Annotated in this window: 21 protein-coding genes; 9 read left to right on the top strand and 12 right to left on the bottom strand. The window is 74.9% G+C overall.

Features of this window, described 5'->3' with window-relative positions; translation table 11 throughout:
• Positions 1 to 149 precede the first annotated feature (149 nt).
• The 3 genes from ACH443_RS05230 to pgsA form a co-directional block, all read right to left on the bottom strand.
• Entirely contained in the window at positions 150 to 497 is a 348-nt protein-coding gene (locus ACH443_RS05230; RefSeq protein ID WP_429762229.1) for a helix-turn-helix domain-containing protein, read from the bottom strand.
• Positions 498 to 732: 235 nt separating this feature from the next.
• Positions 733 to 1,275 carry a CinA family protein gene (locus ACH443_RS05225; RefSeq protein WP_430589659.1) on the bottom strand — a complete coding sequence of 181 codons (543 nt, stop codon included), beginning with the start codon at positions 1,273 to 1,275 and terminating at the stop codon, positions 733 to 735.
• Positions 1,272 to 1,874 carry a CDP-diacylglycerol--glycerol-3-phosphate 3-phosphatidyltransferase gene (pgsA, locus tag ACH443_RS05220; protein WP_430589658.1) on the bottom strand — a complete coding sequence of 201 codons (603 nt, stop codon included), beginning with the start codon at positions 1,872 to 1,874 and terminating at the stop codon, positions 1,272 to 1,274. Before pgsA ends, ACH443_RS05225 begins: the two co-directional genes overlap by 4 nt.
• Positions 1,875 to 1,948: 74 nt before the next feature.
• Between pgsA and ACH443_RS05215 the strand changes: the two genes are divergently transcribed.
• Positions 1,949 to 3,247 (top strand): CapA family protein, encoded by a 1,299-nt coding sequence (locus ACH443_RS05215; RefSeq protein ID WP_429762232.1) that lies wholly within the window; start codon positions 1,949 to 1,951, stop codon positions 3,245 to 3,247.
• Between the two features lie 40 nt (positions 3,248 to 3,287).
• Here ACH443_RS05215 and ACH443_RS05210 read toward each other — a convergent pair whose 3' ends face one another.
• Positions 3,288 to 5,861, bottom strand: a complete 2,574-nt coding sequence (locus tag ACH443_RS05210) for a DNA translocase FtsK 4TM domain-containing protein (RefSeq protein ID WP_430589657.1) — start codon at positions 5,859 to 5,861, stop codon at positions 3,288 to 3,290.
• Between the two features lie 322 nt (positions 5,862 to 6,183).
• Positions 6,184 to 6,597, bottom strand: a complete 414-nt coding sequence (locus ACH443_RS05205; protein ID WP_430589656.1) for a hypothetical protein — start codon at positions 6,595 to 6,597, stop codon at positions 6,184 to 6,186.
• Positions 6,598 to 6,689: 92 nt separating this feature from the next.
• On the opposite strand from ACH443_RS05205, the gene ACH443_RS05200 reads away from it, so the two are divergent.
• Entirely contained in the window at positions 6,690 to 7,271 is a 582-nt protein-coding gene (locus ACH443_RS05200; protein ID WP_430589655.1) for a TetR/AcrR family transcriptional regulator, read from the top strand.
• A gap of 13 nt (positions 7,272 to 7,284) precedes the next feature.
• Here ACH443_RS05200 and add read toward each other — a convergent pair whose 3' ends face one another.
• The 5 genes from add to ACH443_RS05175 form a co-directional block, all read right to left on the bottom strand.
• Positions 7,285 to 8,355 carry an adenosine deaminase gene (add, locus tag ACH443_RS05195; RefSeq protein WP_429762236.1) on the bottom strand — a complete coding sequence of 357 codons (1,071 nt, stop codon included), beginning with the start codon at positions 8,353 to 8,355 and terminating at the stop codon, positions 7,285 to 7,287.
• A gap of 31 nt (positions 8,356 to 8,386) precedes the next feature.
• A complete protein-coding gene (locus ACH443_RS05190; protein ID WP_430589654.1) occupies positions 8,387 to 8,761 on the bottom strand; it encodes a DUF4328 domain-containing protein in 375 nt (124 codons plus the stop codon).
• Between the two features lie 327 nt (positions 8,762 to 9,088).
• Positions 9,089 to 10,774 (bottom strand): ribonuclease J, encoded by a 1,686-nt coding sequence (locus ACH443_RS05185; protein WP_430546951.1) that lies wholly within the window; start codon positions 10,772 to 10,774, stop codon positions 9,089 to 9,091.
• Positions 10,775 to 10,796: 22 nt separating this feature from the next.
• Positions 10,797 to 11,735, bottom strand: a complete 939-nt coding sequence (dapA, locus tag ACH443_RS05180) for a 4-hydroxy-tetrahydrodipicolinate synthase (RefSeq protein ID WP_430589653.1) — start codon at positions 11,733 to 11,735, stop codon at positions 10,797 to 10,799.
• Positions 11,736 to 11,778: 43 nt separating this feature from the next.
• Positions 11,779 to 12,318 (bottom strand): AAA family ATPase, encoded by a 540-nt coding sequence (locus ACH443_RS05175; protein WP_430589652.1) that lies wholly within the window; start codon positions 12,316 to 12,318, stop codon positions 11,779 to 11,781.
• A gap of 130 nt (positions 12,319 to 12,448) precedes the next feature.
• Between ACH443_RS05175 and ACH443_RS05170 the strand changes: the two genes are divergently transcribed.
• Genes ACH443_RS05170 through ACH443_RS05160 form a run of 3 tightly spaced genes read left to right on the top strand, consistent with a single transcriptional unit; the run spans position 12,449 to position 14,990 of the window.
• A complete protein-coding gene (locus ACH443_RS05170; RefSeq protein ID WP_430589651.1) occupies positions 12,449 to 13,915 on the top strand; it encodes an NAD-dependent succinate-semialdehyde dehydrogenase in 1,467 nt (488 codons plus the stop codon).
• A 47-nt stretch (positions 13,916 to 13,962) separates the two neighbouring features.
• Entirely contained in the window at positions 13,963 to 14,673 is a 711-nt protein-coding gene (locus tag ACH443_RS05165; RefSeq protein WP_429762242.1) for an AzlC family ABC transporter permease, read from the top strand.
• Positions 14,670 to 14,990 carry an AzlD domain-containing protein gene (locus ACH443_RS05160; RefSeq protein WP_429762243.1) on the top strand — a complete coding sequence of 107 codons (321 nt, stop codon included), beginning with the start codon at positions 14,670 to 14,672 and terminating at the stop codon, positions 14,988 to 14,990. Before ACH443_RS05165 ends, ACH443_RS05160 begins: the two co-directional genes overlap by 4 nt.
• Here ACH443_RS05160 and ACH443_RS05155 read toward each other — a convergent pair.
• Complete coding sequence (locus ACH443_RS05155; protein WP_430555873.1) at positions 14,987 to 15,403, bottom strand: nuclear transport factor 2 family protein; 417 nt, start codon at positions 15,401 to 15,403, stop codon at positions 14,987 to 14,989. The two genes, ACH443_RS05160 and ACH443_RS05155, sit on opposite strands and share 4 nt — an antisense overlap.
• 40 nt (positions 15,404 to 15,443) lie before the next feature.
• Here ACH443_RS05155 and ACH443_RS05150 point away from each other — a divergent pair, with 40 nt between their 5' ends.
• Both ACH443_RS05150 and ACH443_RS05145 read left to right on the top strand, forming a co-directional pair.
• Positions 15,444 to 15,953, top strand: coding sequence for a GNAT family N-acetyltransferase (locus ACH443_RS05150; protein ID WP_430555872.1), 510 nt, complete (start codon positions 15,444 to 15,446; stop codon positions 15,951 to 15,953).
• A gap of 111 nt (positions 15,954 to 16,064) precedes the next feature.
• Complete coding sequence (locus ACH443_RS05145) at positions 16,065 to 18,392, top strand: glycoside hydrolase family 3 C-terminal domain-containing protein (protein WP_430589650.1); 2,328 nt, start codon at positions 16,065 to 16,067, stop codon at positions 18,390 to 18,392.
• A 71-nt stretch (positions 18,393 to 18,463) separates the two neighbouring features.
• On the opposite strand, the gene ACH443_RS05140 is transcribed toward ACH443_RS05145, so the two are convergent.
• Positions 18,464 to 19,099, bottom strand: coding sequence for a TetR/AcrR family transcriptional regulator (locus tag ACH443_RS05140; protein WP_430589649.1), 636 nt, complete (start codon positions 19,097 to 19,099; stop codon positions 18,464 to 18,466).
• A gap of 169 nt (positions 19,100 to 19,268) precedes the next feature.
• On the opposite strand from ACH443_RS05140, the gene ACH443_RS05135 reads away from it, so the two are divergent.
• Both ACH443_RS05135 and ACH443_RS05130 read left to right on the top strand, forming a co-directional pair.
• The gene (locus ACH443_RS05135; RefSeq protein ID WP_430555869.1) at positions 19,269 to 20,579 is read left to right on the top strand and encodes an MFS transporter; all 1,311 of its coding nucleotides are present in this window, start codon (positions 19,269 to 19,271) and stop codon (positions 20,577 to 20,579) included.
• Complete coding sequence (locus ACH443_RS05130; RefSeq protein ID WP_430589648.1) at positions 20,579 to 22,453, top strand: glycoside hydrolase family 3 protein; 1,875 nt, start codon at positions 20,579 to 20,581, stop codon at positions 22,451 to 22,453. Before ACH443_RS05135 ends, ACH443_RS05130 begins: the two co-directional genes overlap by 1 nt.
• Positions 22,454 to 22,494: the final 41 nt, after the last annotated feature.

Below are 22,494 nucleotides of genomic sequence, written 5' to 3'. Positions count from 1 at the left end.
GGCCCCCGCCCCGCCCCCCCGCCCCAATAACCCCAGCCGCCCCCCGATATCGAGCCGGCCGGGTCCCCCCCCCCCCGGGTGGGGGGGCCCCCCCCGGCCTCTCTATCTCGCGCGTCCGAGTTCTCTATCTCGGCATCAGTATCTCGGCGTCAGCCGACCGGTGCGAGGTCCCCTCGCACCGACTCGGCGTCGCGCGACTCGCCGGCACGGCTGAGCAGCCCGGCGTAGACGTCCGCCGGGATCGTGTCGGGGATGTGCAGGCCCTCGGCGACCGCGATCCGGTCGCTGACCTCACGCAGCACGAGGGACATCGGTACGTCGAGCGCCTCGCAGATCGACGCCAGCAGCTCCGACGACGCCTCCTTCTGCCCGCGCTCGACCTCGCTCAGATATCCGAGCGAGACCCTCGCTGCGGACGACACCTCACGCAGGGTGCGCCCCTGGCGCTGCCGCGCGTCGCGCAGCACGTCGCCGATCTCACGTCGCAGTACGACCATCTCGCGCCCCCTCTCCGTGTCCGATCGTCCCGGCACCGGACCGGTCGTGACCGGGTTCCTCGTCCGTCCTGTCGTTCCCCTGGCTCCAGGGGTGGCACTACCGTACCGCGCGCGCGGCATGCCCGGCCTGGTGTGGCGTGCATCGAGACGGCTTCGTGCCCTGTCGGTCATCACACCCTTCGCAACGCGGGCACCCGGGGGCTTGTTCCCGCGGTCACGACCCGCGACACGCTCGTCACGCACCCTTCACAGGCCCGTCGTGCCGCGCGGCGTCGCCCCAGGCGTCGACCACCAGCGCCAGCACGGCCCGCACCGCCCCCGCACGCACCTCGGCGCGGGTGCCGACGAGGTCGAGGCGGAGCACCCGGTCGCCCTCGGGCGTGCTCACGGCGACGTAGGCCTCGCCCGGCGGGTGACCGTCCTGCGGGTCGGGCCCCGCGACCCCGGTCGTCGCGAGCCCGACGTCGGCGCTCAGGACCCGGCGCACGCCCGACGCCATCTGCCCGGCGACCCCGGGGTCCACGGGGCCCCGGCGCGCCAGGAGGTCCGGGTCGACACCCAGCACCGAGGCCTTGAGGTCGGTCGCGTAGGCGACGACGCCGCCGCGAAGGACGGCGGAGGCACCGGGCACGTCGACGAGGGTCGCCACCACCAGACCGCCGGTGAGGGACTCCGCGGCGGCCAGCGTCCAGCCGCGGGCGTGCGCGCCGCCGAGCACGGCGCGCGCGAGCGTCCCCGACGGCGTCGCCGGCGCCCCGCCCGCCCCGTCGTGCGTCACGCGGCGGGCCGGGGGCCGGGCTCGCGACGCCCGGCGGAGAGGAGGCGCGCGCCCTGCACGAAGTAGTCGACGCCCGTCACGACGGTCACCGCGATCGCGGCCCACAGCACGATCCACGCCACGACGTGCACGGCACCGGGGAGCGCCGCCAGGGGCAGCAGGAAGAGCGTGATCGCGACGGCCTGCAGCACCGTCTTCAGCTTGCCGCCCCGCGACGCCGGCATCACGGCGTACCGCAGGACCACCATCCGCAGCACGGTGACGGCCAGCTCGCGCGCGAGGATGATCGTCGGCACCCACCACGGCAGCTCGCCCAGCGGCCAGCAGAGCAGGATCAGGGCGGCGCCCACGAGCGCCTTGTCCGCGATGGGGTCGAGGATCTTGCCGAGGTCGGTCACGAGGTTGCGCGACCGGGCCAGGTAGCCGTCGACGCGGTCGCTCACGGCGGCGACCACGAACACGCCCGTCGCCACGAGGCGCCAGGTGACCGAGTCCCCGCCCTCCATGAGCAACGCCCAGGCGAACACGGGCACCAGCGCGATGCGCACGAGGGTCACCGCGTTGGCGACGTTCCAGGGCGAGGGCGCTTCGTTGACCACCGGCCCACCCTATCGGGGCGACGGGCGTCGGACGCCCGCGGGCCGGTGGGCCGCGCGGGCAGTACTCTCCTCGCGTGCCGCGCCACGCGTCCGACGACGGACGACCCTCACGACGACGTCTCGTCGCCCTCGCCGCGCTGTGCGGTACCGCCCTCGGCGTCGGCGGGGTGCTCGCCGTCGGACCTCTCGGGGGCGCGGAGCCCTCGCCCCCCGCCGGCGCGGACGCGCCGTCGGCGGGCGCGCCTCCCGCCGAGAGCCCGTCACCGACCCCGAGCCCGACTCCCCGGCCGGTCGAGTTCACGCTGCTCGCCGCGGGCGACCTGCTCACGCACAACCCGGTCGTCAGGTCCGCCGGCGGGCCGCAGGATCCGGACTTCACCCCCCTGCTCGCCGGGCTTGACGCCTGGGTGGAGGGCGCCGACCTGGCCCTGTGCCACCTGGAGGTCCCGGTGGCGCCGAAGGGCACGGACCCCAGCGGCTATCCCCTGTTCGGCGCGCCCCCGGGCCTGGTGCGCGACCTCGACGAGCAGGGCTGGGACGGCTGCTCGACGGCCTCCAACCACTCCGTCGACCGGGGCTACGACGGCGTCACCGCCACGATCCGGCGCCTGGCCGACGCCGGGATGGGGTTCGCGGGGACGGCCCGCAGCGCGGCGCAGCAGGACGAGCCGCAGCGGTACGTGCTGACCCGCGAGGACCGGGAGATCACGGTCGCGCACCTGGCCGCCGCCTACGGGCTCAACGGGCTGCCGATGCCCGCGGACGCGCCCTGGGCGGTCGACCTCATCGACGCCGACCGCCTCGTGCGGCAGGCGCGCCAGGCCCGCGAGGACGGCGCCGACGTCGTCGTCGTCAGCCTGCACGCCGGGGTCGAGTACACGGAGGTGCTGACCGACCAGCAGGAGGACGTCGTGCGACGGCTCGCGCGGTCCGGCGAGGTCGACCTCGTCATCGGGCACCACGCGCACGTCCCCCAGCGGATCGACCGCGTGGGCAAGGGCCCCGACGGCGAGGGGATGTGGGTCGCCTACGGCCTCGGCAACCTGCTGTCGAACCAGAGCGCCGCGTGCTGCGACGCGCGCACCAGCAACGGCGTGCTGCTCATGGCGTCCCTGACCCAGGACACCCCGGACGACCCCACCCGCGTGACGGGGGTGACCTGGACCGGCACCACCGTGGACATCGGCGGCGGGCACGACGTGGTCGCGCTCCCTGACGCCCTCGGCGACCCCGGCACCACCACCCTGTCCCCCGCGGAGCTTGAGGCCCGCGAGGAACGGGTCCGGGACGCGGTCGGCGACGTCGCCCCGGAACGACAGGAGCCGTCCGTCGCCACGGGCCCTCCGCCGGAGGTGCTCCCCCGCGACGACTGACCGGCGACCGGCCCGGAAGCTCCCGGGTCCTTCGGGAGGCTCAGCGCCAGCCGTTCTCCGGGTCGGTGTCGGCGTCGTCGTGGTAGTCCGTCGCCACGGGCGGGGCGTGCCCGTCGGTGCCGTCCGCGTACGGGTCCGACGTGCCGCCGCCCGCGGACCCGCCGTCGGCGTCCTGGTCGTACGCCTGCGGCGTCTCCCCGCGGATGAGGGCGAGCGCGGACGGCAGGTCGTCGGGGGTCACCAGCACCTCGCGCGCCTTCGATCCCTCGGACGGGCCGACGATCTCGCGCGACTCGAGCAGGTCCATGAGACGGCCCGCCTTGGCGAAGCCCACCCGCAGCTTGCGCTGCAGCATCGACGTGGAGCCGAACTGCGTGGTCACCACGAGCTCGGTGGCCTGGAGCAGCAGGTCGAGGTCGTCGCCGATGTCCTCGTCCACCTGCTTCTTGGCCGCCGCCGGCGCGGTGACGTCCTCGCGGTAGACGGGCTTGAGCTGCGCCTTCACGTGCTCGACGACGGAGTGCACCTCGGACTCGGTGACCCAGGCGCCCTGCACGCGCATGGGCTTGGCCGCCCCCATGGGCAGGAAGAGGGCGTCACCCTGGCCGATGAGCTTCTCGGCGCCCGGCTGGTCGAGCACGACGCGCGAGTCGGCCAGCGACGAGGTCGCGAACGCGAGCCGGGACGGCACGTTCGCCTTGATCAGGCCGGTCACGACGTCCACCGACGGGCGCTGCGTGGCGAGCACCAGGTGGATGCCGGCGGCGCGGGCGAGCTGCGTGATCCGCTGGATCGAGGCCTCGACGTCGCGCGGCGCGACCATCATGAGGTCCGCGAGCTCGTCCACCACGACCAGGAGGTACGGGTACGGCGCAATCTTGCGCTCCGAGCCAGGCAGCGGCTTCACCTTGCCCGCCCGGACGGCGGAGTTGAAGTCGTCCACGTGCTTGTAGCCGAACGTGGCGAGGTCGTCGTAGCGGGCGTCCATCTCCCGCACCACCCAGTCGAGGGCCTCGGCGGCCTTCTTGGGGCTGGTGATGATCGGCGTGATCAGGTGCGGGATGCCCTCGTAGATCGTCAGCTCGACGCGCTTCGGGTCGACGAGGACCAGGCGCACCTGCTCCGGCGTCGCCCGCATGAGGATCGAGGTGATGAGCGAGTTGATGAAGCTGGACTTGCCGGCGCCCGTCGCGCCGGCGACGAGGATGTGGGGCATCTTCGCGAGGTTCGCGACGACGTAGCCGCCCTCGACGTCCTTGCCCACGCCCATGACCATCGGGTGCTCGGTGCGGCGTGCCGCCGACGAGCGCAGCACGTCGCCGAGCACGACCGTCTCGCGGTCGGAGTTCGGGATCTCGATGCCGATCGCGGACTTGCCCGGGATGGGCGACAGGATCCGCACGTCCGCGCTGGCCACCGCGTACGCGATGTTGTTCGACAGCGACGTGATGCGCTCGACCTTGGTCTTCGCGCCGACCTCGACCTCGTACCGGGTGACCGTCGGCCCACGGGTGAAGCCCGTCACCTGCGCGTCGACGCCGAAGTCCTCGAAGACCTTCGTCAGCGACTCCACCACGCGGTCGTTCGCCGCGGACCGGGTCTTGTGCGGCGCGCCCTTGCCGAGCGACTCCTCGCTGGGCAGCAGGTAGACCGTGTCGCCGTCGAGCATGGGCTGCTCGGCGCGACCCATCGGCGGCAGCTCGCTCGCGGGGGCCGGGGCGGGCTCGTCGGGCACGACGGCGGCGACGGCCTCGGTCGGCGCGGTCGCGGCGGCGCCGACCCTCGGGGCGGCCTTGCCGCGCGGGCCCTTCGCCGCAGCCTTGGCGGCCGCGTCCTTCTCGAGCGTGGCGGCCTTCTCGAACGCCTCGTCCCCGGCGTACTCGTCGAGCCCGTCGGCCTCGGCCGCCTCGGCGGCCCGCTGCGCCTTCGTCTTGCGGGTGCGCTTCTTGCGCGGCGCCGGGTCGGTGCCGTCGTGCCGCGAGACGCCCTCGGCGAGCGCGAGCCCGTCGTCGTCCATGGCCTCGTCGGCCCGGTGGTTGCCGGTGAGGCGGTCGTACAGGCCGCGCAGCCGCTCGGGGATGCGGTGCACCGGCGTGGCCGTGACCACCAGGAGGCCGAAGAAGCCCAGGAGCAGGAAGAGCGGGACCGCGACCCACTCGGTCAGCCCGGTCACGACCGGCGTCGCGGCGAGGTAGCCGATGATGCCGCCGGCGTCCTGGAGCGCCTCGAAGCCGTCGCTCGGCGCGGGCGTGCCCTCCGCGATCGCGACGAGCGCGCACACCGACACGACGACGAAGATCAGGCCGATGGCGACGCGGGAGTTCGCCTGCCCCCGCTCGGGGTGCCGCATGACGCGGAAGCCCAGCCACAGGAGCAGCACGGGGACGGCCACGCCGGCCAGCCCCACGGTGCCGGCGACGACGGCGTGCACGACGGTGCCGAAGGTGCCGGAGATCCCCCACCACTCCCGCGCGGCCACGACCAGCGCGAGGGCGATGAGGAAGAAGGCGAGGCCGTCTCGGCGGTGCTCGGGTTCCAGGTCTCTTGCTCCCTTGGTGATGCTGCGGGTCAGTCCGCCGAGCCCGTGCGCGACGCCCAGGTAGAGGCCGCGCACCGCCCGGACGGGCCAGGACGGCCCCGACCGTACCGGTCGTCGCGCCGGCGGCCTGCGCGTGCCGGTGCCCCGACCCGAGCTCCTGCCCGACCCCTTGCCCGACGAGCGGGTGGACGACGAGCGGCCGGAGGAGGACCGGGCGGGCGTACGCCGGGTCGGGGCGGCCACGGATGCGGTCCGCCCCGTTCGTGCCGTCCCCCGCGGAGTCCCGGTAATTCTGCGGGCGGGTGTCCGGGTCGCCATGATGCCCCCCACGGTACCCGCGCCACGGGTCGCGACGCCGCAGGTCCCGGGCGCGTGTTGCCGGCCCCCGGACGGGGCCTCAGCCGGCTGTGAGAAGGCCCACGGCCAGCGTCACGACGCCGGCGGCGAGGACGACGGCCCCGGCGGGCAGCAGGAGGACGGCCCGGTTCGGCGACGTGCGCCCGGCCCCCACGGCCGACAGGAAGAACCCGGCGGGCAGGAGGATCGCGGCGACCAGCACGCCGGTCGCGGCGAGCCAGAGCCAGCCTCCGACGAGGTCCGTCGCCTCGGCGAGCACCACGCACAGCAGGCCCAGGATGACGAGGACCCCGGCGTGCGCGTGCCCCGCCCGGAAGAACGCGGTCTGGAACGGCGTGACGGGCGCCTTCCCGGTGACCACCTTCACGAGGAACCAGCCGCCGGACTCGATGCCGACGACGGTCAGGAGGACGACGCCCGCGGTGATGCGGGCGGCGTCGGTGAGCTCGAGCACGGGAACCTCCGGGAGGACGAACGGGCCTGGTTTACGAACAGTGTTATAGAACACCGTTCGCAAACCAGGGTCAAGAGGTCTACGCTCACCGCATGGCCCGCCCCCGCCTGCACGACGACGCCCTGCGCACCCGCCTGCTGGAGGTCACCTCCGAGGCCCTCTCCACCGGGGGCGAGCACGCCGTGACGGTCCGGTCGGTCGCCGCCTCCGCCGGCACGAGCGCGTCCGCGGTGTACGCGCTGTTCGGCTCCCGCGAGGAGCTGCTCGCCGCCGTCAGCGCCGAGGGCTTCCGCCGGTTCGCCACGCACCTGGCCGCCGTCCCGCGCACCGACGACCCCGCAGCCGACCTGCGCGCCCTCGGCGTGGCGTACCGTCGCAGCGCGTTGGCCGACCCGCACTTCTACCGGACGATGTTCGACCGGGCCGTGCGCCCCGGCGCCGACGCCCCGCCCGCCGTCGAGCAGCCCACCTTCCGCGTGCTGCGCGGCGCCGCCGCGCGCGTGCTCGGCGTCGGGCCCGCCGACGCCGAGGCGGTCGCCGTCGGGCTGTGGGGGCTCGTGCACGGCCTGGTGTCGCTCGAGCTCGCCGGGCTGCTGCCCGGCGACGAGCCCGCCCGCGCCGCGCGCTACGACGCCGCGGCGGGCGCCGTCGGCCCCGCCCTGCTGGCGCGCTGAGGGCCGGCCCCCGTCAGGACGCGCTGCTCAGCCCCGGTGCTGCTCGACCCCCGCGCCACTCCTCGACGTCGGCCACGTGGCGCGCCACCGCCTCGGGAGCCAGGAAGGACCCGCGGAACGACGCCGCGGCGAGGTCGGCGCGCTGGTCCCGCGAGAGGTGGAACTGCGCGGTCACGGCGTCGTCGACCTCGTCGACGTAGCCGCCGAAGTACGACGGGTCGTCGGAGTTCAGCGACACGTTCAGGCCCGCCTCGAGCATCGCCGGCAGCGGGTGCTGCGCGAGTGACGGCACGGCGCGCAGACGCACGTTGGAGACGGGGCACACGGTGAGCGGGACCTGGTCGCGCACCAGCCGCGCCACCACGTCCGGGTCCTCGAGCGCGCGGATGCCATGGTCCACCCGCTCCGCGCCGAGCAGGTCCAGCACCTCGGTGACGTGCCAGGCCGGGCCCTCCTCGGCGGCGTGCGCCGTGCGCCGCAGCCCGTGCGCGGCGGCCTTGGCGAACGCCGGCGCGAACGGGGCTGCCGAGAAACCGACCTCCGTGGACGCGAGCCCCACGCCGGCGACCGGGGCGTCGAGCGCCAGCAGGTCGTCGAGCAGCTCCTCCGCCTCCGCCCCGGGGCGGTGGCGCAGGAACGCCGCGATCAGCAGGCCGGAGACGCCGAGCTCCGCCTCGCCGTCCGCGAGGCCCTGCGTCACGCCCGCCACGACCTCCGCCAGGGGCACGCCCCGCGCGACGTGCGTCTGCAGGTCGACCATGAGCTCGGCGTGCCGCACCCCGCCCGCCGCGGCCCGCCGCAGGTAGGCGACCGTGAGGTCCGCGAAGTCGTCCGCCGTGCGGAGCACCTGGGACGTCGCGTGGTAGAGGTCGAGGAAGGACTGCAGGTCCGTGAACGCGTACGCCGTGCGCAGCGCGGCCGGGTCCGCGAACGGCAGGGCGATCCCGTTCCGGTCGGCGAGGGCGAACGCCAGCTCGGGCTCGAGGGTGCCCTCCAGGTGCAGGTGGAGCTCGGCGCGCGGGGGTCGCTGCGGGGTCGCCGCGAGCGGGTGGGACGACGCCGGGGTCGAGGGGGTCGGGGTCATGCCAGGCAGCGTACGGTGCCGCGTGCGCCGCTCAGGCGACCGGGGCGAGCCCGGCCCGCAGCCCCCCTGTGATCTCGCGCACCAGGCCGATCCAGAGGACGGCGCCCGCCACCACGGCCACGGTGGCGAGGCCCTCGACCACGGGGACCGTCTCCGGGTCTCGCGAGGCGAGGCCCAGGGACGAGGACGCCGCCTGGTTCGACGCCCACAGACCCACGAGCCAGCACGCCCACCACCAGCCGAGCCGGCTCGGCGTCCGGCCGCCCACCGCGGCGGCGCGCACGTCGCGCACCACCTGGAACGGGAACCAGAGGGAGACGACGGGGACCGCCCAGCCCAGCCAGACCCACACCGGCCCGCGCACCTGCCGGACCGCAGGGCACAGCACCACCGCGCCCGCCGGCACTGCTGGACCCCGAGGCACGCGACGACGAACGCCGCGAGCGCCGCCTCGGAGGGACCGACCGCCTGGAACGAGGCGGCCAGGAGCACCACCTGGACGACGGACCAGGCCACCGCCAGGGCGACGGTCGCCGCCGCGAGCCCCGTCGGGGCGGCCGGCGCGGGAGCCGGCGGAGCCTCGGGCGGCGTGGCGCCGAGCGGCGGGGTGGCACCGGACGGCGGGGCGAACGGGTCGGGCTGGGTCGTGGAGACCTCCGGGACGGCGGCGGGGCCGCGCCAGCATCGTGGCGCGGCCCCGCCGCTCGTGCCCCTGACCAGGGCGTCCGGTCCGTCAGGCCTCGACGACCACCGGCACGATCATCGGCCGACGGCGCAGGCGCCGGTTGACCCACTGCCCGATGACACGGCGCATCACCTGCTGCAGCTGGTAGGTGTCGGCGGCGCCGCCCGCGATCGCGTTCTCGAGCGCCGCCACGACGTCGGGCTGGATCTCCTCGAAGACCGCGTTGTCCTCCGCCATGCCGCGGGCGAGGATCTGCGGGCCGGCGATCACCTTGCCGGTCGCGGTGTCGACGACGGCGAAGACGGAGACGAAGCCCTCCTCGGACAGCGTCCGGCGGTCCTTGAGCTCGTTCTCCGTGACCGCGCCCACGGTCGAGCCGTCGACGAAGACGTAGCCGCAGGGCACCGCGCCCACGACGGACGCCTTGCCGTCCACGAGGTCGACGACGACGCCGTCCTCGGCGAGGATCACGCGGTCGGCCGGCACGCCCGTGCGGACGGCGAGCGCGCCGTTCGCCACCAGGTGGCGGACCTCGCCGTGCACCGGCATGACGTTCTTCGGCTTGAGCACGTTGTAGCAGTACAGGAGCTCGCCGGCGCTGGCGTGGCCGGACACGTGCACCTTCGCGTTGCCGGAGTGCACGACGCGGGCGCCGAGGCGGGTGAGCCCGTTGATGACCCGGAACACCGAGTTCTCGTTGCCCGGGATGAGCGACGACGCGAGGATCACGGTGTCGCCGTGGCCGACCTGCACCTTGTGGTCGCCGTTGGCCATGCGGCTCAGGGCGGCCATCGGCTCGCCCTGCGACCCGGTCGACATGTAGACGATGCGGTCGTCGGGCAGGCTCGCGGCCTGCTTGAGCTCGACGAGGACGCCCGGGGGGACGTCGAGGTAGCCGAGCTCCGCCGCGATGCCCATGTTGCGCACCATCGAGCGGCCGACGAGCGCGACCTTGCGGCCGTGCGCGTGCGCGGCGTTGAGGACCTGCTGCACGCGGTGCACGTGCGAGGAGAACGACGCGACGACGATCCGCTTCTCCGCCTGCGCGAAGGCGGCGTCCAGCGCCGGGCCGATCTCGACCTCGTTGGTGACGAAGCCGGGCACCTCGGCGTTGGTGGAGTCGACCATGAACAGGTCGACGCCCTTCTCGCCCAGCCGGGCGAACGCGCGCAGGTCGGTGATGCGGCCGTCGAGCGGCAGCTGGTCCATCTTGAAGTCGCCGGTGTGCAGCACCGTGCCGGCGCCGGTCGTGACGGCGACGGCGAGCGCGTCCGGGATCGAGTGGTTGACGGCGACGAACTCGCAGTCGAAGGGGCCGAACCGCTCGGTCTGGTCCTCCGCGACGACGCGCAGCACCGGCTTGATGCGGTGCTCCTTGAGCTTCGCCTCGACGAACGCGAGGGTGAGCCGCGAGCCGACGAGCGGGATGTCCCGGCGCAGCCGCAGCAGGTAGGGCACGGCGCCGATGTGGTCCTCGTGCCCGTGCGTCAGGACGATCGCCTCGATGTCGTCGAGACGGTCCTTGATGTAGTCGAAGTCCGGCAGGATCAGGTCCACGCCGGGCTGGTGGTCCTCGGGGAAGAGGACGCCGCAGTCGATGATCAGCAGGCGGCCCTCGTACTCGAGGACGGCCATGTTGCGGCCCACCTCGCCCAGGCCGCCGAGGGCCACGATGCGCAGCCCCTTCGACGGCAGGGCGGGGGGCAGGGGAAGTTCGGGGTGAGGGTGGCTCACGGGGCCTCCAGGCCGGTAGGTCTTACGGAAGTGTGGTGACGCCCGCACGGACGCCGTCGTTCAGGTAGCCCGCCGTCGCGAGGGCGTCGCGCAGCCGCGCGACGTCGTCCTCGGAGGCGGCCACGTTGGGCAGGCGCAGCTCGCGGTTGTCCACGAGACCGAGCGCCTCGATCGCGGCCTTGGCCATCGCGGCCTGCGCGCCGGCGCCGTTGAGCGCCTCGATGACGGGCACGGTGGGCAGGTAGGCCCGCAGGGCGCCGGCGGTGTCCCCGGCGTCCCACCGGCGCACGACCTCGGCGAACGCCCCGCCCACGACGTGCGCGGAGACGGACACGACACCGGCCCCGCCCATGGACAGGAACGGCAGCAGCAGGCTGTCGTCGCCCGAGTACCAGGCGAGGCCCGTCGCGGCCGCCAGCGGCGCGACGGACGACACGTCACCGGTGGCGTCCTTCGTGGCGACGACCTGCGGGTGCCGTGCGATGCGCTCGTAGGTCGACGCCGCGATCCGCACGCACGTGCGCCCCGGGACGTCGTACAGCATCACGGGCAGCTCGGTGGCGTCGGCGACGGTCGCGAAGTGCCGGTACAGACCCTCCTGCGACGGGCGCGAGTAGTAGGGCGAGACGACGAGCAGCCCGTGGGCGCCCGCCTCCGCCGCCTGCTCGGCCATGCGCACGGCGTGCACGGTGTCGTTGGAGCCGGCACCCGCCAGCACGTACGCCCGGTCGCCGACGGCGTCCACGACGGCGCGCACGAGGTCCGCCTTCTCAGGGGCGTGCGTCGTCGGTGACTCGCCGGTGGTCCCCGACAGCACGAGCCCGTCGTTGCCGTCGTCCACCAGGCGCTTCGCCACCTTGACCGCCGCGTCCAGGTCCAGGTCGCCCGAGGGCGTCATGGGGGTCACCATCGCGGTGAGGACGGCGCCGAAAGGGCGCGCGGCGGCAGGGGCGAGCGTCATGAGGTCAACCGTACCGGGCGCGACCGTGCACGACGGACGGGACTCACCCGTCGAGCAGGCGCCCCAGCCGCGCCGCCAGGCCGGGGACGTCCGCCGTGTCGGCGTCGACCTCGACCGCGGCCGCCGTGCGGAGCACCTCTCGCAGGCCCGCCGCGTAGGCGCCCCGGGCGGCGTCGTCGAGGTCGGCACGGTGCGCCGCGCGTCCGGCAGCACGGTCGGCCGCCACCCGACGCGCGAGCGTCGCCGGCGCGACCCGCAGGATCACGTGGACGAACCGCGCGCCGCCGTCCGCGGCGGCGCGCGCGAACCGTGCGACCTGGTCGGGTCGCGCGACGAGCTGCGGGACGACGACGTGGGCTCCGGCCCGCAGGTGCGAGCGCGCCATGTCGAGGGCGAGGCGTCGGGCGGGCTCCGCCGCCCGGGCGGGGTCGCCGGAGATCAGCGTGCGCACCACGTCCACGTCGAGGACGAGCGTGCCTGGCCGCCCGGCCGCGAGCACCCCGGCGACGGTCGACTTCCCGGCGCCCGGCAGCCCGTTGAGCAGCAGCAGCGTCACCGCGCCCTCGCCCCGCCCGTCGCCCATCCGTCGATCGTAGAGAACGTCGTCGGGAACGTCGTCGGGAACGTCGTCGGGAACGTCGCGGGGAACCGGCCGCGGGCGAGGTCTGCCGTTCCCCGTGTCGAGCGGACCGCGCGCTGTGCATACTCGGGGCATGAGCTCGCTGTCGCCCGCGCTCGTCGCCCACCTGCCGACCGGCATGCTCGCCGACGGTCACTGGACCGCGGCCTCGGGCGGGCGGACGTTCGAGGTCACCGACCCCGCCACGGGCGAGGTGCTGTTCGACGTCGCCGACGCCTCCCCGGAGGACGGCCGGCGCGCGCTCGCCTCCGCCGCCGACGCCGCGCCCGCGTGGCGCGCCGTCGCGCCGCGCGAGCGGTCCGAGCTGCTGCGGGCCGTGTACGAGCGGCTCGTCGCGCGCAGCGACGCCGTCGCGTCCCTCATCACCGCCGAGTGCGGCAAGCCCCTGGCCGAGGCCCGTGCCGAGGTCGCGTACGGCGCCGACTTCCTGCGCTGGTACGCCGAGCAGGCGGTCCGGGCCGAGGGCCTGGTGCGCACCGCCCCCGCCGGCGCGAACCGGCAGCTCGTGCACCGGCGGCCGGTCGGCCCGGCGCTGCTGATCACGCCGTGGAACTTCCCCATCGCGATGGCGACGCGCAAGATCGGCCCCGCGCTCGCGGCGGGCTGCACGATCGTGATCAAGCCGGCCCACCAGACCCCGCTCACCACGATGCTCGTCGCCGAGGTGATCCGGTCGGAGGCGGCCGAGCGCGGGCTGCCGCCCGGCATCGTGAACGTCGTGCCCACGGCGGGCTCGGGGAACCTCGTGGCTCCGCTGCTCGCCGACGACCGGCTGCGCAAGCTGTCCTTCACCGGATCCACCGCCGTCGGGCGCACGCTGCTGAAACAGTCTGCCGACCAGGTGCTGCGCACGTCGATGGAGCTCGGCGGCAACGCGCCGTTCGTGGTCTTCGCCGACGCCGACCTCGACGCCGCCGTCGACGGCGCGACGGTCGCGAAGCTCCGCAACGCCGGCCAGTCGTGCGTCGCGGCCAACCGGTTCCTCGTGCACGACTCCGTCGCCCGCGAGTTCGCGCGGCGGCTCGCCGACCGGTTCGCGGCCCTGCGCGTCGGGCGCGGCGACGTGGACGGCGTCGACGTCGGCCCGCTCATCGACGCCCCGGCCGTCGAGAAGGTGACCGCGCTCGTCGACGACGCCACGGACCGCGGCGCGCAGGTGCTCACGGGCGGCGGGCGCCCCGACGGCCCCGGCACGTTCTTCGAGCCCACCGTGCTCGCCGGCGTCGACCGGGACGCGCGGGCCGTGCGCGAGGAGATCTTCGGCCCGGTGGCGCCCGTCGTCGGCTTCGCCGACGACGACGAGGCCTTCGCCCTCGCGAACGACACGGAGTACGGGCTCGCCGCGTACGCCTACACGACGTCCCTGCAGCGGGCCCTGCGCGTCGGGGCGGAGATCGACGCCGGGATGATCGGGATCAACCGCGGCATGGTCTCCGACGCGAGCGCCCCGTTCGGCGGCATGAAGCAGTCCGGCCTGGGCCGGGAGGGCGGCGAGGCGGGTCTCGAGGAGTACCTCGAGACGGTGTACGTGGCGCTCTGAGCGCCGGATTTTTTCTCGCCCGGGACGCGCCGTGATTTCCTACCGGCGTGACACGTGGACAGGGGCACGACCCGGCGGTGCGGTCCGCCGTCCGCCAGGGGGCGAGCGTGGCGGTGGCCACCGGCCTGTACGGCATCTCGTTCGGGGCGCTGTCGGTCGTGGCGGGCGTCAGCGTGCCCCAGACGATGGCGCTGAGCCTGCTGCTCTTCTCCGGCGGGTCGCAGTTCGCCCTCATCGGGGTCGTCGCCGCGGGCGGCTCCCCCGTCGCCGCGATCGCCACGTCGACCCTGCTGGGGGTGCGCAACACGCTGTACGGCGCCGTCGTCGCGCCGCTGCTCGAGGTGCGCGGCTGGCGACGCCTCGCCGCGGCACAGCTCACGATCGACGAGTCGACCGCGGTGGCCGTCGGCCAGCGGGAGCGCGCCGCCACCCGGGCCGGGTTCTGGGTCACCGGGATCGGCGTGTTCGTGCTGTGGAACGCGTTCACGCTGCTGGGCGCCCTCGCCGGCGACGCGCTGGGCGACCCGCGCGCCTGGGGGCTCGACGCCGCAGCCGGGGCCGCGTTCCTCGCCCTCGTGTGGCCGCGCCTGGCCGCCCGGCGCGCGCAGGTCGTCGCGGCGCTCGCCGTCGTCGTCACCGCCGCGCTGATCCCCGTCGTCCCCGCGGGCGTGCCCGTCCTCGCCGCCGCGGCGGTCGCGATCGTCGTGGGCGTGGTCGCGACTCCGAGCACGCCGGACGACCGGAAGGAGGCCGCATGACCACCACCGCGCTGTGGGTGGCCGTCCTCGCCGCCTCGCTGCTCAGCTTCGGGCTCAAGCTCGCCGGCCATCTCATCCCCGAGCACTGGCTCGCGACGGAGCGCGTGCAGCGCACGTCGACCCTCGTGACCGTGGCGCTGCTCGTCTCGCTCGTGGTCGTGCAGACCTTCGCGGACGGGCAGGCGCTCGTCGTCGACGCCCGGGTGCCCGCGCTCGCCGTCGCGGCGATCGCCCTCGCCCTGCGCGCCCCGTTCATCCTCGTGGTCGTGCTCGCGGCCGCCACCGCGGCGGGGCTGCGGGCCCTCGGCTGGGGCTAGGAGCCCGCCGCTCCCGGTCGGCGACTCGGCGTGATGCGGCGCGCGCTCACGCGCCACCCCGCCGGGGTGCGGACGAGGGAGTCGTCGTACGTGACGGCACCGACCGCGCCGGACGCCGTGACGCCGAGGCCCTTCGACATGGCCGTCGCCGTGCCGTCGGTCTCGCCGACCGCCACCACGACGTTGGTCACCAGGTGCGCGACCGGGTTGCCCTCCCCGAGCTCGTACGCCGCCTCCCGGACGGCCGCGATGCCCTCGAGGACGGGGCCCCCGAGAGCGGACGTGTCGTAGCGGACGGCCGGAACGAACAGCCGGCCGAGATCTTCGTCGCCGAGGCGGCCGGCGTCTACGAGATGGCCGTGCAGGGATAGCAGCTCATGGATGGCGAGGCGGTCCTCGGTCGTCAGTGACATGCGCGGATCCTCCCATCTCGCCCGCCACTAGGGTGGCCCGATGGCACTCTTCCGCGAGACGGCCGACGTCTCGGTCCGCCCGGCCGTCCCCGGCGACGAGGACGCGGTCACGCGCGTCCAGGTGTCGGCGTGGCGCGCGACGCACGAGGTGGCGCTGGGCGACGGCGTCGTCGACGCGCTCGACACCGACACCATGCGCGAGCGATGGGCGCGGGCGATCACCGCTCCCCCGGGCCCCGGCTTCGCCGTGCTCGTCGCCCTGGACGGGCCGGAGATCGTCGGCTTCGCGGCCGTGGGACCCGGCCAGCTCGTGGCGCTCGAGGTGGAGCCCCGGCACCAGCGCGGCGGCCACGGCTCGCGGCTGCTGTCCGCCGCCGTCGACCGGCTCCGCACCGACGGCGCCGAGCAGGTCGTCACCTGGGTGCTCGACGACGACTCCGCGCGCGAGCGCTTCCTCTCCTCGGCAGGCCTGGGGCCGGACGGCACGTCCCGCACCCTGGCCACCGGCGTGCGGGACGTGGTCGAGCGGCGCTGGTCGGCCGCCGTCTGACGCCGCCCCCGGTGTCCCTCCTGGCGCGCGGTCGCCCACAGTTGCCTACCAGACGGTAGGTTTCTTGCTAGGCTGCGGACGTTGCACCGTCGCCGACCCCTGGAGCGCCCCGTGACCCTCGACCAGACCCTGCCCGCCACCGCGGCGGACGGCACCCCCGAGCACCCCGCCCACCCGTTCGACGTCGAGCACGTGCTGGCGTCGCTCACGCTCGAGGAGAAGGCCTCGCTGCTCTCCGGCGTCGACTTCTGGCACACGCAGCCGGTCGAGCGCGACGGCGAGACGCTGGTCCCGTCCGTGATGGTCACCGACGGCCCGCACGGCCTGCGCAAGCAGGACGAGAACGCGGACCACCTCGGCCTCGGCAACAGCGTGCCCGCCACCTGCTTCCCGACGGCCGCCGCGCTCGGGTCGAGCTGGGACGCCGACCTGCTGCACCGGGTCGGCGAGGCCCTCGGCCGGGAGACCCGGGCGAACGACGTCGCGGTCCTCCTCGGCCCGGGCGTGAACATCAAGCGGTCGCCGCTGTGCGGGCGCAACTTCGAGTACTTCTCCGAGGACCCGGTGGTGGCCGGCGAGCTCGCGACGGCTCTCGTCGAGGGCATCCAGTCGCTCGGCGTCGGCACGTCGCTCAAGCACTTCGCCGCCAACAACCAGGAGGCGGACCGGATGCGGGTGTCCGCCGACGTCGACGAGCGCACGCTGCGGGAGATCTACCTGCCCGCCTTCGAGCGCGTCGTCACCAGGGCGCAGCCCTGGACCGTCATGTGCGCCTACAACAAGGTGAACGACGTCTACGCCTCGCAGCACGACTGGCTGCTCACGACGGTGCTGCGCGACGAGTGGGGCTTCGAGGGCCTCGTCGTGTCCGACTGGGGCGCGGTGCGCGACCGCGTCGCCGGCGTCGCCGCCGGACTCGACCTGGAGATGCCGTCGTCCGGCGGGCGCACCGACGCCGAGGTCGTCGCCGCGGTGCGCGACGGCGAGCTCGACGAGGCCCTGGTCGACGCGGCCGCCCGCCGCGTCCTGCACCTCGTCGCCCGGTCGCTGCCGGCGGCCGAGGCGCCCGGGTCGTTCGACGTCGACGCCCACCACGCGCTCGCCCGCGAGGCCGCGGCCGCGGGCACCGTGCTGCTCAAGAACGCCCCGGTCGACGGCGCACCCCTCCTCCCCCTGACGCCCGGCGCCCTCGCGGGCGTCGCCGTCGTCGGCGAGCTCGCCCGGACCCCGCGCTACCAGGGCGCCGGGTCCTCGCAGGTCAACCCGACCCGCCTCGACGACGCGCTGACCGCGCTGAGGGCGGCCGCCGGCGCCGACCTCCCGTTCGCCGCGGGGTACACGCTGGCCGAGGGTCCGGCCGACGACCGCTCGCCCGACGCCCTGGTCGCCGAGGCCGTCGAGGCGGCGCGCGGCGCGCGCACCGTGCTGGTGTTCCTCGGCCTTCCCGCCGCGTACGAGTCGGAGGGCTACGACCGCGACCACCTGGACCTGCCCGCCGACCAGGTCGCGCTGCTGCGCGCCGTCGCGGCGGCGAACCCGCGGGTCGTCGTCGCGCTCGCCGGCGGCTCCGCGATCTCGGTGGCCCCGTGGCAGGACGTCGCCCCCGCGCTGCTCACCGGCTGGCTGGGCGGCCAGGCCGGCGGCTCCGCCGTCGCCGACGTGCTCACGGGCGCCGTCGCGCCGTCGGGCCGGCTCACCGAGACCCTGCCGCTGCGCCTCGAGGACACCCCGGCCTTCGGGAACTTCCCCGGCGAGCTCGGCCACGTCCGCTACGGCGAGGGCGTGCTGGTGGGCTACCGCTGGTACGACGCCCGCCAGGTCGACGTCGCGTACCCGTTCGGGCACGGCCTGTCGTACACGACGTTCGCCTACGACGACGCGGCGGCGGAGGTCACCGGCTCCGGCGCCGACGCCCAGGTGCGCGTCGCCGTGCGCGTGACCAACACCGGCCCCGTCGCCGGGTCCGAGGTCGTCCAGGTGTACGTGGGCGACCCGCAGGCCCAGGTGCAGCGGCCCGAGCGCGAGCTCAAGGCGTTCGCCAAGGTGCACCTCGAGCCGGGCGAGTCGCGGGTCGTGACGTTCGGCCTCGACGCCCGCGACCTGTCGTACTGGCACCCCGTGCTGCGCCGCTGGGTGCTGGAGGGCGGCGAGTTCCGCGTCGCCGTGGGCGCGTCGTCCCGCGACCTGCGCGCCGAGCTGGTGGTCGACGTCGTCGGAGAGGACGTCACCCTCCCGCTGCACGAGCTGTCGACGCTCGGCGAGGCGCTCGAGCACCCGGTGGCCGGGCCCGTGGTGCGCGGCGCCCTGGACGGCACGCCGGTCGACCCGGGCCTGCTGGCCATGGCCACGGACATGCCGCTCGCGGTCATCGCCGACTTCGGCCTGGCCGGGTTCGACCGCGGCACCCTCGCCCAGCTCGTGGCGGCCGCGAACGCCTGACCGCCGCACGTCGTGGGCGCTCGTCCGGCGCTACCCGGACCGCCGGTCACGCCGGACGAGCGCCCACACCATCAGGCCGGGTCGACGACGATCAGGCCGAGGTAGGCCCGCAGGTCCGCCGCCATGTCCACGCGCTGCGCGCGCGGACCGTCCAGCGAGTAGAGCCACTGGATCTGCAGCCCGTCCATGAGCGCCACGAGCGTGCACGCCGCGACGGCCGGGTCCACGCCGTCGCGGAGCCGCCCCGCGTCACCGAGCCGCTCCAGCTCGCCGCGCATGCGCGACACGGTGTCGCGGTACCGCGCCGCGAAGAAGTCGTGCGCCGGGTGGTCCGTCGACGTCGCCTCCGCCGCGAGCCCGGCGAACACCTCGACCACGGGTCGCCGCAGCGCGTTGCGCTCCACCAGCCGCACGATCGCCTCGAACAACGAGCGCCCCTGCGCGAGGTCGGTGTCGATGTCGGCGAAGTCGACGGCGTCCCGGTGCTCCAGCACGGCCTCCAGCAGCGCCGCCTTGGTCGGGAAGTGGTGCAGCAGGCCCGGGTGCGAGATGCCCACCCGCGACGCGATCTCGCGCAGCGAGGCCCCGTGGTAGCCGACCTCTCCGAACATGCCGATCGCCGCCTGCAGGATCTCCTCGCGCTTGGCCCGGCCCTTGGCGTACCCCCGGCGGGGCGCGGCCTCGTCCTCGATCGTCGTGTCGCTCACGTCGACCATTCTCCCCTCGATTCCCCCGCTCGTCCGACGGGTCGATCCGCCCCACCAGGACTCTTGGCACCAATACCTACCATGCGGTAGCCTCACTTTCCGACCAAGCGGTAGGCATTGGTCGAGCGCGGGTCCGACGGCGGGCCCGGCAGAGAATCAGGAGTCGTCCATGGCAGACGTTCAGGCCCCCGCACCGGCCGGCCAGTCCCCCGCGTCCCCGACCCACGTCCCGGAGGACGGCCGCGCCGCCGCCGGCACCGGGACGGTCGTCGCCTACGTCCTCGCGTTCTTCGCGCTGTACATCGCGGTGCTCACCCCCGTGGTCAGCACGCTGGCGCTCAAGGTCGACGCCCTGTCCACGCCCGAGACCCGCGCCACCAACCTCGCGCTCGTCACCGGCGTCGGGGCCTTCTTCGCCTTCGTCGCCAACCCCGTCGCCGGCGCCCTGTCCGACCGCACGACGTCGCGGCTCGGCATGCGGCGGCCCTGGCTGCTGTGGGGCGTGCTGCTCGGCGCCGTCGGCCTCCTGCTCATCGCGTTCGCGCCGGCGATCTGGATGGTCGTGATCGGGTGGGCCGTCACGCAGGCCGCGATGAACGGCACCCAGGCCGCGCTCCAGGCGCTGCTGCCCGACCAGGTCGCCGAGACCCAGCGCGCCCGCGTCTCCAGCCTGCTCGGCATGGCCCAGCAGCTCGCCCCTCTGGTCGGCATCGCGCTCGCCTTCGGGTTCACCGCCGCCGGGGCGAACGAGATCTGGATCTTCCTCGTCCCCACGTTCCTGGCCGTCGTCGGCGTGCTCGCCCTCGTGGCCGTCCTCAAGGACCGCCACCTCGACCGGGCCGACGTCGCCCCGTTCCGCCTCGGCGCGTTCCTCAAGGGTTTCTGGGTCTCCCCGCGACGGCACCCCGACTTCGCATGGACCTTCCTCGGCCGATTCCTCATGCTGTTCGGTTTCGCGCTCTACAACACCTACCAGCTGTACTTCCTCATCGACCGGTTCGGCTTCGACAACGCCACGGCGCTGAGCTGGCAGCTGCGGCTCATGGTCGTGCAGGCCGTCGTCATGGTGGTGGCGTCCCTCGTGGGCGGCGTGCTGTCCGACCGCACGGGCCGCCGCAAGGTCTTCGTCGTCGTCGCCACCCTGCTGGCCGGCGCCGGCCTCCTCACGTTCGCGCTCGTGCAGGGCCCGAGCATGCTCTACCTGGGGGCGTCCCTGTTCGGCGCCGGCCTCGGCGCCTACTTCGCCGTCGACCTCGCTCTCGTCACCGACGTGCTGCCGAACGCCGAGACCGAGGCCGCGAAGAACATGGGCGTCTTCAACATCGCCAACGCGCTGCCGCAGTCCGTGGCCCCGGCTCTCGCCCCCGCGTTCCTCGCCATCGGCGCCGGCGGCAGCAACTACACCGCCCTGTTCGCCATCTCCGCGGTCATCGTCGCCCTCGGCGCCGTGGCCACCCTGTTCATCCGAGGAGCCCGCTGATGACCGCACCGACCGGCACCGCCGACGCACCCGTCCCTGCCGACGCCCCGTACCGCGACGCGTCGCGCCCCGTCGCCGAGCGCGTGGCCGACCTGCTCGCCCGCATGACGCTCGAGGAGAAGGCCGGCCAGCTCTTCCAGACCATGATCGAGGTGGGCGAGGGCGGCGCGCTGTCCGAGGGCCCGTCCGCGATGGGCGTGCCCGCCACCACCGACATGGTGGTGAAGCGCCAGATGACGCACTTCAACGTGCTCATGGCGCCGCCCACGGCCCGCGAGTTCGCGCTCTGGCACAACCGGCTCCAGGAGCTCGCGGCGTCCACCCGCCTCGGCATCCCCGTGACGGTGTCCACCGACCCGCGGCACGCGTTCACCGACAACCCCGGCACCGCGCTGCTGTCCGGGCCGTTCTCCCAGTGGCCGGAGACGCTCGGCCTCGCCGCCACCCGCGACGAGCGCCTGGTCGAGGAGCACGCCGACGCCGCGCGCCGCGAGTACCTGGCCGTCGGCATCCGCACGGCCCTGCACCCGCAGGTCGACCTCGCCACCGAGCCCCGCTGGTCCCGCGCGAACGGCACGTTCGGCGAGGACGCCGAGCTCACCGGCCGGATGGGCAGCGCGTACGTGCGCGGTTTCCAGGCCACCGGCGACGTCGCCCGCGCGGCCGGCCTGCCCGGCACGTTCGGCGCGCGCTCCGTCTCGACCATGACCAAGCACTTCCCCGGCGGCGGGCCGCAGCAGGACGGCGAGGACCCGCACTTCGCCTACGGCCGCGAGCAGGTGTACCCCGGCGGGCGCTTCGCCGAGCACCTGGAGCCGTTCACGGCGCTGCTGGCTGCGGGGACGCGGCAGATGATGCCGTACTACGGCATGCCGGTGGGCCTCGAGGCGGACCTCGGCGACGGGCCCGAGGCCGTCGAGCAGGTCGGGTTCGGCTTCAACCGGCAGATCCTCACGCGCCTGCTGCGCGACGAGCTCGGCTTCGACGGCGTCGTGTGCACCGACTGGGGCCTGGTGTCCGACGCCGAGATCCTCGGCCAGACGTTCCCGGCCCGCGCCTGGGGCGTCGAGCACCTCGCTCCGGTCGACCGGCTGGAGAGGATCCTCGCGGCCGGCGCCGACCAGCTCGGCGGCGAGGCGTGCCCCGAGCTCGTCGTGGAGCTGGTCCGCGCGGGTCGGGTCACCGAGGCACGGGTCGACGAGTCCGTCGCCCGCCTGCTGCGGGAGAAGTTCGAGCTGGGCCTGTTCGACGGCGCCCGCTACGTCGACGCCGACGCCGCGGCGTCCGTCGTCGGTCACCCGGACCTCGTGGCCGCGGGGCGGCGCGCCCAGTCGCGGTCCGTGACCCCGCTGGCGTCCGCGGCCGACGGCGCGGCCCGCCTCCCGCTGGCCCGCGGCCTCCGCGTGTTCGTGGAGGGCGCCGCCGACGTCGTCGACGGGCTCGAGGGCGCGACCCTGGTCGCCTCCCCCGCCGAGGCCGACGTCGCGCTGGTGCGCCTCAAGGCGCCGTACGTCGACCGCGGGCCCGGCTTCGAGGGCTTCTTCCACGCCGGCTCGCTCGACTTCCCCGCGGAGGTCGTCGCGCACGTGGCCGAGATCGCCGCGCAGGTGCCGACCGTCGTCGACGTCTACCTCGACCGGCCCGCGATTCTCGCCCCCGTGCTCGAGGCGCTGGGCGACCGCGGGTCGCTGGTCGCGAACTTCGGGGCCTCCACCCCGGCGCTGCTCGACGCCCTCACCGGTGTCGTCCCCGCCGAGGGCCGCCTCCCGTTCGACCTGCCCCGGTCGACGGCCGCCGTGGAGGCGTCCCGCGAGGACGTGGCGTTCGACACCGCCGACCCGCTGTTCCGGTTCGGCCACGGCCTGGCGCTCTGACCGGTGGTGGGCGCCCGCCGCGCCCGGCGACGGCCGATGGG

It is taken from the genome of Isoptericola sp. NPDC019571, from assembly GCF_044389385.1.
Lineage (GTDB): Bacteria > Actinomycetota > Actinomycetes > Actinomycetales > Cellulomonadaceae > Isoptericola > Isoptericola nanjingensis.
Note: the sequence above shows the minus strand (reverse complement) of the source record. Positions and strands in the feature narration are given on the sequence as shown.